Source organism: Candidatus Mycobacterium wuenschmannii (genome assembly GCF_030252325.1).
GTDB classification, from domain to species: domain Bacteria; phylum Actinomycetota; class Actinomycetes; order Mycobacteriales; family Mycobacteriaceae; genus Mycobacterium; species Mycobacterium wuenschmannii.
On sequence record NZ_CP126981.1, the window covers coordinates 137,472 to 149,958 of the forward strand.

A 12,487-nucleotide genomic window follows, 5' to 3' on the forward strand; every position below is an offset into this window, starting at 1 on the left:
ATCGGTATGTGGCGACTCTAATGCTGCGCCACGGCGCGCATCTGCTCGAGACTTGTGAATTTGATTCGTGGCCGTGATGCCGCTGCCCCGCGGTCACGCTCGACGCTGTCGATGGCCTTCCACCCGGCCCAATCGATAGGGGAGATACCGCGTTGTGCCAGAAGCTCATCCAACTCACCGTCGGGGGCGATATCACTGTTAAGTCGGCCGGCCTGATAGTCATCCCACAGGCGCGAGACGGTGGCTTGCGCACATGCGCGGTTGGTCCCGATAACGCCGCGAGGTCCCCGTTTGATCCAGCCGCTGACATAGACACCGTTGAGAGGCCTGCCGTCGCCGTCGATCGCTCGACCGTCGTCATTGGCGACAGCGCCGCTGGTCGCATCAGCGTGCAGCCCCGGCGGCGTGACACCGCGGTAGCCGATCGAGCGCAACAGCAAGGAGGTGTCCAGGACGCAGGAGGCGCCGGAGCCAGCGGAATCGGTGGGTACAAGCTGCACCCCCTGCACCCGGTCAGTGCCCAGGACGGCAGCGGGCGCTACACCGAACCGGAAGACGATTCGTTTGTCGGCCGGTTCGCTGGGGCGGCCCGCGTAGTCGGTCGCGATCGCCATTTTGATTGAGGTGTCGACACCGTCGCCCGGACGCGCGGCCAGGTCTGCGCCCTCGACCATTACCTGCACACCCGGCATGTAGCCCAGCGCAAGGAACTCGCCCACGGAGAAGGCCGCATCGCGTAGCTGGCGGCGCCCGAGGATCACCACCTCGCGAATGCTGCTGTCGGACAGCGTCTGCAATGCATGGTCAGCAATATCGGTGCGGGCCAATGCCTGCGGCTCCATCAGCAGAACGCGCGCGATGTCGAGGGCCACGTTGCCGTTGCCGACAATGACCGCGCGTTCACCGCGCAGATCGAACTGGTGCGCGGAATGGTCGGGATGGCCGTTATACCAGCCAACAAAATGCGCCGCGGCTTGGGAACCGGGCAGATCTTCACCGGGGATGCCGAGGTCGCGGCTGGCCGCCGCCCCGACGGCGTAGACCACCGCATGGTGGTGGGCCATCACATCGTCGTGGGTGAGTATGTCGCCGACTTCCGTGTCGAGGTAGCAGCCAAACCGGGGGCTCTTCAAGGCGTTTTCGAAAATACGCACCACTGACTTGGTGTTCTGATGGTCCGGTGCGACACCGGCGCGGATCAGCCCGTAGGGCACCGGCAGGCGCTCAAACATGTTGACGTGTACCCCGTCGATGGCCAGCAGTTCGGTCGCGGTGTAGCACGCTGCAGGACCGGCACCCACGACGGCTACGCGTAGCGGGCCGGCCGATACCGCACGACGACTGGGCGAGCTCACCGGTGCCGCTGGCTCGAGCGGATGGTGCGCGAAATATGCGGCGTTGATCTCTTTGAAGCGCGCCTGCTGGGCAGGCAAGTCCTCGTCGTAGTGGATCGCATCCACGGGACATTCCTCGACGCAGGCGCCGCAGTCGATACACGCTTCGGGATCGATGTAAAGCATGTCGGTGTCGGGAGATCCCGCGCTGTCACCGACAGGGCGGATACAGTCGACCGGGCACGCCGGCACGCAGCTGGCGTCCTTGCAGCAGTTTTGTGTAATGACATAGGGCATGGATGACCTCCGCGAAAATTGCTCTGTGAATTAGGCTGTCGGAGCAGCGTTTTCAGCGGCGATCTGCGCCGCCCAGCGGTAGTCGGCTTTGCCGGACGGTGAACGCGCGATCGCGGTGGTCCGCAGAATCGCCTTGGGCAGCTTGTAACGGGCCACATGGCGCCCGCATGCGTCGATCAGGTCGGCATCGGAAGGGTCAGTACCTTCGACGGCCTCGATGATCGCCACGACTTCGCTGCCCCACCGCGCGGAGGGCCGTCCGACTACGACGACGTCGTAGACGTCGGGGTGGGTTGCGAGAGCGCGTTCGACCTCCTCGACGAAGATTTTCTCGCCGCCGGAGTTAATCGTGATGGAGTCGCGGCCCAGAAGCTCGATGCGGCCGTCTGCCAGCAGGCGGGCGCGGTCTCCGGGGACCGACCATCGCACTCCTTTGATAACGGGGAAGGTACGCGCGGTCTTGTCGGCGTCTCCGAGGTAGCCCAGCGGGATCAGGCTGTGCCGGGCCAGCCAGCCGTCACCCTCACCGGGGGACAGCTCCCGGCCGAAATCTACAGAAATGACCCCGGTTTCGGCGCTGGGAGTAAACATTGCAGCATCGGCCGATGATTCGTGTGTCGATATCGAGTTCATCTGCAGACCCGATTCCGAGGCGCCGGCGGCGTCAATGACTAACAGGTTCGGCAGGATCGCCAACAGCCGCGATCGCGCGGTCTGGGTCAATGCTGCACCACCGTTGCTGATCGACACCAACCCGGAAAGGTCGTAGCCGCCGCGTTCAAGCTCGTCGATGAGCGGGCGCGCAACCGCGTCCCCGACGACCGGGATGCTCATAACGCGCTCCCGTTCGGCCAGCCGCAGGATCTGCTGCGGCCGCAGCGATTCGACATCGTCGGGGAAGGCGACCCATCCGCCCATGCTGAAGATGGTGAACGCTGCCCACTGCGCGGCACCGTGGATCAGCGGTGTGATCAGCAGAACCGACGCCGCCCCGCCCGGTCCTGCTGCAGCGCCTGCGCGGTCGGCGAGCTCGGAATACGAGCCGCACGGTAGATCCGAACCGAACGGCCTTCCACCCATCGACGACACGAAGATGTCGTGCTGACGCCACAACACTCCTTTCGGCATGCCCGTCGTCCCACCGGTGTAGAGCAGGAAGACATCCTCGCCACGAGGCGTGGGCATACCGGTCCGTGGTGGGGGAGTCGCTACGACCGACTCGTAGTCCACCGCATCCGGCAACAACGCGTGGCCGCTGTCATCGGCTACTTGAATGAGGATCTCCAAATCCGGGACGCGATCGCGGATCGCGGCCACGCGCGGCGCGAACTCGGCGTTGTAAACCAACGCCTTAGCCCGAGAGTCCTGCAGCAGGTAGATCAGCTCGTTATCGACATAGCGGTAGTTGACGTTGAACGGTGCCACCCGGGCCCGATACCCGCCGATCATCGACTCGAGATACTCGTTGCCGTTACGTAGGTAGAGCCCGACGTGATCCTGCCCGGATTCGTGAGGCAGCAGATCGTCACGCTCGGCGCGGCAACCGAGACCGCGCGACACCAGGTAGTGAGCGACACCGTCACAGCGGCGATCCATCTCAGCGAAGGTGACGTCACGGTCGCCCCACAACACAGCTCGGCGATCCGGCACCGCGCGGGCCACAGTGCGAAATACCTCAGCAAGGTTGAAATCTGCGTCAGGCGGCATTGGGCTCCTTCAGCTCGTGCTGTGATAGCACACGGCCAGATATGTTGGACAACAACAGGTTCAGGGAGCTCCGCAACCCAGAACCAAGGCGACGGCGTCATCAAGGCGGTCAAAAATCTGATCGACGGTTAACACGCGGGCGGCCATCATGGCGCCCGCGAACGCCATCTCCAATGTGGACTTCGCGGATTCGGTCCACCCTGGCCCCAACGCCGATCGGATGCGCGCCGACACCTCGTTGGCGATCTCGAGACGCACAGGGCTCACCGCAGGGTCGTCGGCCAGCAACGCAGCGGCGCAAGCCGCGGTCAGTTCAGGCTCGTCAGCGCCCACGAGAGCCATATCCCGCATCGTTGACGACACCCGGGTGAAAGCGGAATCGTTGACGTCGACATGGCGGGGAGCGTCTTGTAGCAACTCCAGATACAGCCCGGCGACCAGCGCATCTTTCGATGGGAAATACCTGTAGGCGCTCGCCGGGGACACCCCGGCCCGTGCAGCCACTGCGCGCATCGTGACCCCGCTATAGGTCGAGGTGCGAAGCTCCTCCAGGCCGGCATCAAGGAGCTTGCGGATCGTCTGTGCAGGACGCCGATCGGGGCGTCGTGACGCGGAACCGGCGGGCACCGCATCAACAGTCACACAATTACTGGACACTCGTCCAGAATAGATCAACGCGGATGAACCACCAACACCGCAGGTTAAAACCGTTCTAAGAACACATTTTAAGAGCATATTCGCAACCCAAGCGCTGCCTGGCCGGGGTTCCGAGCACTGCTTCTCCATCTCTGATGCTCGCTAATTGAGACAGATGTCTAAAATTACTCGATTAGGGCAGCGGCCCGCGGTCCGATGAGTGAAGGTGGGAAAGTCATGAGCCAGACAGTGCGCGGAGTGATCTCGCGGAAGAAGGGCGACCCCGTCGAGGTGGTCGACATCGTGATCCCCGATCCGGGGCCGGGTGAGGTCGTCGTCGACATCACCGCGTGCGGGGTGTGCCACACCGACCTGACCTACCGCGAGGGCGGCATCAACGACGAGTACCCCTTCCTGCTGGGCCACGAGGCCGCGGGCACGGTCGAATCGGTCGGCCCCGGCGTAACCGCCGTCGAGCCAGGCGATTTCGTCGTGCTGAACTGGCGGGCCGTCTGTGGCCAGTGCCGGGCCTGCAAGCGCGGTCGCCCGCACCTGTGCTTCGACACCTTCAATGCCGAGCAGAAGATGACGCTCACCGACGGCACCGAGCTCACCCCGGCGCTGGGCATCGGCGCGTTCGCCGACAAGACGCTGGTGGCGGCCGGGCAGTGCACCAAGGTCAACCCCGAGGCCGACCCGGCGGTCGCCGGCCTGCTGGGCTGCGGCGTGATGGCCGGCCTCGGCGCGGCGATCAACACCGGTGCGGTCACCCGTGACGACACCGTCGCGGTCATCGGCTGCGGTGGCGTCGGCGATGCGGCGATCGCCGGCGCGGCCCTGGTCGGCGCCAGGCGGATCATTGCGATCGACACCGACGACACCAAGCTGGAGTGGGCCCGCAAGTTCGGGGCCACCCACACCGTCAACGCCCGCGAGCTCGATGTCGTTAAGACCGTTCAGGACCTCACCGACGGTTTCGGCGCCAACGTGGTCATCGATGCGGTGGGGCGGCCGGAGACCTGGAAGCAGGCGTTCTGCGCCCGCGACCTCGCCGGAACCGTTGTGCTGGTGGGTGTTCCGACACCGGACATGATACTGGAGATGCCGCTGGTCGACTTCTTCTCCCACGGCGGGTCGCTGAAGTCGTCGTGGTACGGCGACTGTCTGCCCGAACGCGACTTCCCCACCCTGGTCGATCTGTATCTGCAAGGTCGTCTGCCCCTGGAGAAGTTCGTCTCCGAACGCATCGCCCTCGACGACGTCGAAGACGCGTTCCACAAGATGCACGGCGGCAAGGTGCTGCGCTCGGTGGTGATCCTGTAATGGCCAACATCGAAAGAATCGTCACCCACGGAACCTTCGAACTCGACGGCAGCAGCGGAGCGCGCCCGCGGCCGCATGCCGCCGTCAAGACCGACCAGATCGTGACCGCCGAGACGCCGCGACGTTCCGCGATGAGCTCGAGACCGAAGCCGTAATAAGCCAGCCGCCGCGGCCTTGGGTGCGGTCCCGTTGTCGTTCTCTGCGGCCACCGCTTAGTGCGGTGCGGTGTTCGTGGCGTCGGTCGAATTCGCAGCTGGCATAACAGATACCGGATCTTGGCGGTTTCGGTGTCGGGTTCATCAGCGGGATTGTTGCGATCGCCGACGGCAAATTCGATCGCGACGGACAGCGGTCAACCGTTAGCCGCGGTCGCTGACTGCCGTCGCAGTTCCGGCTGCGGTAACCGTCAGGCCGACCGACTATCGAGCCGTGTGGTCGCGGTGACTAATAACACTTTACTAAAGACCGTTGCGCGGATCGGCTGGGTCTCAAAACGGTTGCGCGATAGCAATATTGGCTCCAAAAAGAAATATGCGAGAGCCAACTGTAGACAATCGGCAACTATTCGACACGGTTCAAATAACACTTCGAATAATGCTGTGATCTCGGCATCTACCCGAACGCTGTGCAACACATCACAACACGTCAAGAAAAGTGATCGAGTGCACAATGTTTGATCGCCTATTGGGTGGGCTGCTAAACCCGTACTGACCTGGAGGGTTCGGGGCGACAGTGGCCCAATCACTCAAAGAAAGCGGCCCCCGCACGAACGGGAGCCGCCTCGAACTCCACCCACTGTTCCAACTCAACGGAGGAGACAAAATGAACATAGACGACGACCGCTGGTCAGGGCAAAGTCCTGCGCCGAGGTCGCCCAGCCGTGTAGCGGTCGTAATCGCTGTTCTGGGTGTGATTGTGACGTGCGCGGCACTGGTGACATTCGTCTTGTGGCCCGAGTACCGGGACACCGTTGGCGCGGCGCTAACGCTGCTAGGGTTCATGCTCGAGATTGCCCGGTTCATCACCGCCGTGCGCATCAGCAATCCCGGTCAGTAGAACCTGCTCGGTGAGTGGCCGGCCCGGTCGTATGTCGGGCGGAGGCTCGGCGCACCGACAGCTTGCTGCAGTGATCCTTGCCATCTGGGATATGCGCCCGCTGTCCGCCGACGGGGTCGTCTCCAACTGTTGCCCGCCTACCGGCGTGGCCACGGGAGGTGAACGACGCGATCTCGGCGACGATGTCGGGCTGTTCGAGTGCGACTGTGTGTTCTGCCGCGGCGGCGACATCCTCGCGGGGAATGACGCCGCGTGCGGCGTCGGCGATACGCGATGGCAGAGCCCGAATGTGAGCACGGCGCGGGCCGGCATAGCTCGGACCGGCGTGCGGCGCTGCCTCATTGACGGCGTCAAGACCCAATGACGAATCCGAAGGTGACGAATGGGACCGGACCGGAACGAGACGGACTGAGACTGCAGTTAAGCTATGGTTTTACCTGTTCAGGGAAGGGGTTCGAATCCCCTTAGCTCCACAAAAGAGAACCCGCTGCGGCCTGGGTCTTATCCGAAAACCCAACGCAGCAACAACGAGAGCTGTCATGCCAGAAGATCGGAACGCAGACCTTCCACCGAATCACCTCTCCGTCGATCCGCGCAGCGCCTTCTATAGCGAAGAAGTGCTCCGCCGCGATGTGGGAATTCGCTTCAACGGAGCCGAGAAGACCAACGTTCACGAATACAACGTGGCCGAGGGTTGGATTCGTGTTGAGGTCTCTACCGCAAAGGATCGCCGCGGAAATCCCATGGTCATAAAGCTCAGCGGTACTGTCGAGCCGTTCTTCCGAGAGAAGATGTGAGTTGCGGACGCTTCGCGGTGACCGCTAAGGGCTCGTAGCCCGTTGGTCGCGTGTTCGAGCCCCGCCCGCCCTACGGCGCAGACCCTTCTGGCGACGCGAGTCACCCTTAGACATCCGCAACTTCGTCAGCGTCCCGTCAGGTCGCTCAACGCTTGAACGCACAGCGACCACGCGGGTGACCCCACCGCGATCGGGTCGAAGTGACCGCCGTCGAAGGCGCGCAACTCACGGCGGTCGCCAGCACCACGCGCAGCCGTCACAAACCGCTCGGACTGCTCAATCGGCACCACGCTGTCCGAGCGGCCGTGGACGCAGATCGAGGGCGCCCCCAACGGCACTCGGGCTATCGGCGAGGCGTCGGCGTAGGCGGCCGGCACCTGGGCGGGCGACCCGCCGAGGAAATCCTCGACGGCGCCACCGCCCACCCCGGTCTCGGCGGCCTGAACCATGTCCAGCACACCGGCTTGCGAGACCACACCTGACAAGCGCACGCCCGCGCGCTGAGCGGCGAGCCAGGCCGCCAGCTGGCCGCCGGCCGAATGTCCAAGTCCCACAACCCGACCCAGATCCAGTCGACCATTCGCCATCCGCTGGCCGTCACCGCCCAGTGCGGCGAGGGCCGCCGCCAGGTCCGCGCCGGTCTGTGGCCAGCCGCCCCCGCCGTTGGGGCCGACGCCGACCCGTCGGTATTCGACGTTGACCGCGGCGAATCCGCGACGGGCCAGATCGTCCGCTAGGGGCCGGCCGAGGTCGGCGCCGAACCCGTTGCTCCAGAAGCCGCCGTGAATGATCAGCGCGACAGGCGCCGGTGACGTGCCGCTCGGAAGCGTGATGTCGACGTACTGGCTTGGGAGCTGCCCGTAGTCGAGTCGCGCGGGTTTCCTGTCGCCGTCGTCGGCCCGGGATCGCGCCGTCGCCCAGCCTGCCAGCGACATCACGCAACCGCCCGCGGCGGCCAGGGCCGCGCGTCGGCTGCATCGTGGGGGCTGCGATAGCCCCATCGTGATCTCCCCGTATTGAAAAGTGCTGTATCCCCGCCCTTTTGAATGTATAGCTCACCTGGGCGCGTCCGGCAAGGTCCGGGCCATGCCACAGAATCGCTGGTCACCCGCCCACAAGGGCGACGATGACGAGTGCGGCTCGGCGATTCCGGGTTTGTGACTGCCACATTCGGGTACTAACGACGCCAACCGGACGCTGAGACCGCCAGCCGTCTTTCCGTGGCTTGGAAGGTGAGTGAAAGTGGAATCTGCGTTCGCGGAGTCGTTGCGGCAACCGCCCACCTACGACGAATTGCTGCGCGAGTTCAAAACTGCGCTCGGCCGTGTCTTGTCGGGATCGATACTCCCGCCGGGGAGCGGGATGTACGACGGGCCCCTGACTCTCGCGCTCCTCGATATCGCCTTCGCGGCCCGTGCCGGTGAACCGACGAACTACTTGGTCTCGCGGGCCTGCTTCGAATTCTCCAAGCTGGCCGCGGCCGTCGAGGCCGACGAGCCGGCGGTGACACCGCGACACCTCGAGGTCGTCTCCTAGGGCGTCTGAAGCGTCGAGGGGCAACACCGCCCGCGGATATCGAGTGTGCTCAAGCACCTCTTTCCAAGTCGTCAGCTACCTGACAGCAACCGCACGTAGCATCGCGGTGTTCGAGTAGGACGTCGCGGAAATCCGCTGGGCGCGAAGGGGTCGCAGTGTTACTCACACTTACTCGCCGCGCAGTCGCGATACTCGGTTGCGTTGCGGCGCTCTCTTTTTCAACCGCGGTCGCCTATGCGGATCCGCCGGATCCGCATCAGCCGGACATGACGAAGGGCTTCTGTCCGGGTGGGCGATGGGGTTACCACAGTCTCGGCGTATGCGACGGGGACAAGTACCCCGATGGCTCGTTCTGGCACCAGTGGATGAAAACCTGGGCGGCCGGCCCGCAGTTCCACTACGACTGCGTCGGCGGCGACGAACCTCTTCCCGGACCGCCGCCGCCCGGTGGCTGCGCCGGGGCGATCTCGGCTGACCCGCCGCCTCCCGCTAACTGACATTCCTGTCGATCGGATCGCGGATTAATCAGTCCGGCAATTGATTTCGATTTCCGCGCACCACGACTTAGACACGTCAGACGCCGCGTCGATTACAGGGTCGATTGCGCGAATGAAATGGGCTGTACCTCCGCCCCTTTCAATTTATAGCCGACTGGGGGGCTTGCGGCAAGACCGGGGTGATCGAGCAGAATCGCGGGCCACGAGCAAATCATGGCAAGAAGCGGGTGGACTGTGGATGGTGCAACAGGCGCGGGTGCTGGGTTGGTCGACCGCCGCACCGCAACGGCGTGGGTGCGGGACATGCTGCGCGCGAACCTCGACGAGGCCTTGGCGGCAGAGGGATTCAAGCGCCCCGCGAAAGGCGTCGCCTACATCCGTGCGGTCGACAGCGGCAAGCAGCGTATCGAGTTCTACCTGATGCTGCGGCCCAACTGGGCCAAGGACTCGATCGTGCTGTCACTCCACACCTCGCTGCAGATGCCCGAAGTGGCTGAGACGGCTCGCTCGATCAGAGCCGAGGCCGAATTGTCCGGCCCCTTGCCGGATTTGGTCGATCGTCAGCTTCTGGCAACGCTGGTGCGCAACCCGCCGCCCATGACATTTCGTGCACCGGCCGATCTGGACAGGTACGTGCCGTGGCTCGAGGGGTACCTGCGAGAGCGCGTGCTGCCGTATCTCGATGCGCGTCGGACCGTCCGTGGCTTCGCCGAAGGCGGCGGTTTTCGCGGCGGGCGGGAAACATACGGTGTCGCCGCCTTTCTGGTGCTCGGCGAACGCGACCGGGCGCGTGCCTATCTCGAAGCAGCGTGCCCATCCGACTCGCCGTACCGTCCCGGTCTGGCGGCCGAATTCGCCGCGATCGCGGACCCTTCGACACGTACCGCTGACGACCATGACGACAGGTTGGATTGAGATGACAAGCGGGCCAGTCCCTTTCAAAGTTCACGAGTCAGGTGCTCTGCTGCACGGCACGAAAGCCGACCTCGCGGAGGGGGAGCTGCTGGTCCCCGGGATGCCGTCGAATTACGAAGCGGGGCGCATCTCCAACCACGTGTACATGGCCCGAACACTGGACGCGGCCGCCTGGGGCGCCGAGATGGCCCTCGGCGACGGCCCGTGCCGGATCTACCTCGTGGAGCCGCAAGGCACGATCGAAGACGACCCCAACGTCACCGACAAGAAGCTCCCCGGGAATCCGACGCAGTCGTTTCGTACCCGCGAGCCGGTGCGGATCGTCGGCGAGCTGACCGGCTGGGTCGGACACTCTGCCGAAGAACTCGGCACGATGCGAGAGCTCCTCGACGATCTCCGCCGTCGGGGACTGGCGGTCATCTACGACTAGGGCGCGCGCTGAGTCAGTCGGATGTCGGTGGCGGCTCCTATGTTGTGCGGATGGATCCATCCGATCTCGTCGATTCGCGAGATGCTGATATTCACGAGCTGTTGGGCCAGATCGCGGACAGGACACCCGATCCGGAACGGCGGGCACGAATCCTTGAACTGATGGTGATGCTGCCGCCGATCGCCGAATGGCCCACAGAGTTTCTTGAGGACATGCGGACTTTGCACACGGAGGTCCGCGACCGACGCCGTGACCTGCAACAGCGACGGCTCGAGCAGATGCTCGATCATCCGGGAGATACCGGAGACTGACGCCCTCTGCGGTTTCTGAGCCAGATGATGATGTCGGCGATTCGCAACAGGCTTAGATCGGGCACCTCGGCGAGATCGCGTATCTCCCGAAGCCGCGCGACGACGGCGTCGTTGGTGTGCAATGCGGACCACCATGGACGCCACCACAGGTCGTTGCGATTGCCCAACCCGAGAGCCTTTTCGACAACGGAGTCGCGGATCGGCAGGAGGAGCGGGCGCTTTCGCGCAAGTAGCTTGTGAGTGGCCACGCGTGGAACGTCGAGCTCTCTGCGTAGGAAGCGGTAGAGCTGGTCGCCGGGCGACTCCGACCCTAGCCACGACTCGAACTCAGTCGAGCTCAGCGTATGCAGACCCCGGTTCGTCGGCAGTTCCTGCAGCCACGACTCAACGCGGACCGAATCAGCTTGCAGCTTGAGGATTGTCGACGGACGCAGTGCCGACGTGCTTCCTTCTCTGATCGAGATCGACAGCATGGTCACCGCGACCAAATCGTCGGAGGAGATGCGACCCGGGTCGTTGCTGCCATAGGTATCGAATGCCGCACCCGTGAACCTGCCGCCCATATAGTCGCGCACTAAATCGGCCGCCGTCTGTGGCTCGAACGGCTCGCGATGGCCGAGTCCGAGCTCGTCGCGAAGCGCTTCACCGATGTCTTTCGCAACCAGATCAGCTGTCATGCGCTGCACTCTACGAAATCCGCGCCCTTCAACGCGGCTGCGAGACGTGAACGCGGTTGCCGTCGGGGTCTGTTGTCCTGAGGAAATGCGGTAGCGGCTGCTCGAACCGCACCGACAGATGAGTGAGGGCCGCGGAAACGTCGTCAATGTCGTCAACCCGAAAACCGAGCGCAATGCGCGTCGCGTTCTCGGCGCCACGGGGGTAGAGGATGATCGCGACGCTGTCTGCCACGCACTCCGCGTATCGCGTTCGGCCAGATTCCTCGACAAACGCGAAACTCAGCCCGAGGGCGCGGTAAAAATCCGCGGCGGAGTCTAGGTCAGAGACGAGCAAGGAAACCTGCATCAGGGCTGAGGCGTTGAGCGGCATCACGGCAGTATTGCGCGAGGCTCCGACAGATCCCGCCGTCAGCGCCGCGTGCTCAGCCCGTCGAGAATGAGCGTCAGCATCGGCTGCGACCGTTCTGATGGGGCGCGCCACAAGGCGCCCGTCAGTTGCAGGAAGTCGTCCGGTTCCGCATCGGCTCGGATGGACCCGTCGTCCTTGCCGGCATCGAGAAAGCTTGCAATCGCCGCGATTACCGGCGCATAGGAGCTCTCGGCCATCGTCTGGTGTGCGCTTGGGCTGAGTGCGTCGCCGAAGGCATGCTTTTTCCGCATCGCCTCCACCAGAGCCGTCGTCCACTCCCTCAGCGCCGCCAATGGTGTTGCGGCGCTGAGTAATTCCGGTGCCAACTCGACCAGTCGGTCGACCTCGTCCTGATAGACGGCCAACACCAGCACTTCACGCGACGGGTAGTTGCGATACAGCGTCCCGGGGCCGACGCCGGCGCGCTGGGCAATCTGATTCATCGAGGCATTGCCGTCTTCGGTGAACGCCTCGAGCGCGGCGGCCAGTATCCGAGCCCGATTCTCTCGGGCATCCGATCGCACCACGGCCGCTCCTTGTTATCCGGAGAGATCTCCGTTAA

The 12,487-nt window shown here is 64.2% G+C and carries 17 protein-coding genes; 9 read left to right on the forward strand and 8 right to left on the reverse strand.

Annotated features, from left to right (window positions below):
- Positions 1-17: 17 nt before the first annotated feature.
- The 3 genes from PT015_RS00705 to PT015_RS00715 are packed head-to-tail and all read right to left on the reverse strand — an operon-like array spanning position 18 to position 3,965.
- Positions 18-1,631 carry a 4Fe-4S binding protein gene (locus PT015_RS00705; RefSeq protein WP_285188103.1) on the reverse strand — a complete coding sequence of 538 codons (1,614 nt, stop codon included), beginning with the start codon at positions 1,629-1,631 and terminating at the stop codon, positions 18-20.
- Positions 1,632-1,661: 30 nt separating this feature from the next.
- Entirely contained in the window at positions 1,662-3,338 is a 1,677-nt protein-coding gene (locus tag PT015_RS00710) for an acyl-CoA synthetase (RefSeq protein WP_285188104.1), read from the reverse strand.
- 60 nt (positions 3,339-3,398) lie between these two features.
- On the reverse strand, positions 3,399-3,965 hold the full coding sequence (locus PT015_RS00715) for a TetR/AcrR family transcriptional regulator (RefSeq protein ID WP_285188105.1): 567 nt from the start codon (positions 3,963-3,965) through the stop codon (positions 3,399-3,401).
- A 246-nt stretch (positions 3,966-4,211) separates the two neighbouring features.
- Here PT015_RS00715 and PT015_RS00720 point away from each other — a divergent pair, with 246 nt between their 5' ends.
- The 5 genes from PT015_RS00720 to PT015_RS00740 all read left to right on the forward strand — a co-directional run bounded on the left by PT015_RS00720 (position 4,212) and on the right by PT015_RS00740 (position 7,150).
- Positions 4,212-5,297 (forward strand): S-(hydroxymethyl)mycothiol dehydrogenase, encoded by a 1,086-nt coding sequence (locus PT015_RS00720; RefSeq protein ID WP_285188107.1) that lies wholly within the window; start codon positions 4,212-4,214, stop codon positions 5,295-5,297.
- Entirely contained in the window at positions 5,297-5,452 is a 156-nt protein-coding gene (locus tag PT015_RS00725) for a hypothetical protein (protein WP_285188108.1), read from the forward strand. Before PT015_RS00720 ends, PT015_RS00725 begins: the two co-directional genes overlap by 1 nt.
- Positions 5,453-6,230: 778 nt before the next feature.
- Positions 6,231-6,353 carry a hypothetical protein gene (locus PT015_RS00730; RefSeq protein WP_285188109.1) on the forward strand — a complete coding sequence of 41 codons (123 nt, stop codon included), beginning with the start codon at positions 6,231-6,233 and terminating at the stop codon, positions 6,351-6,353.
- A gap of 70 nt (positions 6,354-6,423) precedes the next feature.
- Entirely contained in the window at positions 6,424-6,717 is a 294-nt protein-coding gene (locus tag PT015_RS00735; protein WP_285188110.1) for a hypothetical protein, read from the forward strand.
- Positions 6,718-6,892: 175 nt separating this feature from the next.
- Positions 6,893-7,150, forward strand: a complete 258-nt coding sequence (locus PT015_RS00740; RefSeq protein WP_285188111.1) for a DUF3297 family protein — start codon at positions 6,893-6,895, stop codon at positions 7,148-7,150.
- Between the two features lie 125 nt (positions 7,151-7,275).
- Here the strand turns inward: PT015_RS00740 and PT015_RS00745 are convergent, their stop codons facing one another.
- On the reverse strand, positions 7,276-8,151 hold the full coding sequence (locus PT015_RS00745) for an alpha/beta hydrolase family protein (protein ID WP_285188113.1): 876 nt from the start codon (positions 8,149-8,151) through the stop codon (positions 7,276-7,278).
- 241 nt (positions 8,152-8,392) lie between these two features.
- Between PT015_RS00745 and PT015_RS00750 the strand changes: the two genes are divergently transcribed.
- The 4 genes from PT015_RS00750 (at position 8,393) to arr (ending at position 10,528) form a co-directional block, all read left to right on the forward strand.
- A complete protein-coding gene (locus PT015_RS00750; RefSeq protein WP_285188114.1) occupies positions 8,393-8,686 on the forward strand; it encodes a hypothetical protein in 294 nt (97 codons plus the stop codon).
- A gap of 266 nt (positions 8,687-8,952) precedes the next feature.
- Positions 8,953-9,183 (forward strand): hypothetical protein, encoded by a 231-nt coding sequence (locus PT015_RS00755; RefSeq protein WP_285188115.1) that lies wholly within the window; start codon positions 8,953-8,955, stop codon positions 9,181-9,183.
- Positions 9,184-9,486: 303 nt separating this feature from the next.
- Complete coding sequence (locus tag PT015_RS00760) at positions 9,487-10,098, forward strand: hypothetical protein (RefSeq protein ID WP_285188116.1); 612 nt, start codon at positions 9,487-9,489, stop codon at positions 10,096-10,098.
- On the forward strand, positions 10,079-10,528 hold the full coding sequence (gene arr / locus PT015_RS00765) for an NAD(+)--rifampin ADP-ribosyltransferase (protein WP_390887907.1): 450 nt from the start codon (positions 10,079-10,081) through the stop codon (positions 10,526-10,528). Before PT015_RS00760 ends, arr begins: the two co-directional genes overlap by 20 nt.
- Here arr and PT015_RS00770 read toward each other — a convergent pair.
- From PT015_RS00770 to PT015_RS00785, 4 genes are read right to left on the reverse strand one after another with little or no spacing between them, the layout of a single operon-like run.
- On the reverse strand, positions 10,525-10,818 hold the full coding sequence (locus PT015_RS00770) for a hypothetical protein (RefSeq protein ID WP_285188120.1): 294 nt from the start codon (positions 10,816-10,818) through the stop codon (positions 10,525-10,527). The two genes, arr and PT015_RS00770, sit on opposite strands and share 4 nt — an antisense overlap.
- Positions 10,815-11,516, reverse strand: coding sequence for a DUF6308 family protein (locus PT015_RS00775; protein WP_285188121.1), 702 nt, complete (start codon positions 11,514-11,516; stop codon positions 10,815-10,817). The genes PT015_RS00770 and PT015_RS00775 overlap by 4 nt, the downstream gene beginning before the upstream one ends.
- A gap of 28 nt (positions 11,517-11,544) precedes the next feature.
- Positions 11,545-11,886, reverse strand: a complete 342-nt coding sequence (locus tag PT015_RS00780) for a VOC family protein (protein WP_285188123.1) — start codon at positions 11,884-11,886, stop codon at positions 11,545-11,547.
- A 38-nt stretch (positions 11,887-11,924) separates the two neighbouring features.
- Complete coding sequence (locus tag PT015_RS00785) at positions 11,925-12,452, reverse strand: TetR/AcrR family transcriptional regulator (protein ID WP_285188125.1); 528 nt, start codon at positions 12,450-12,452, stop codon at positions 11,925-11,927.
- Positions 12,453-12,487: the final 35 nt, after the last annotated feature.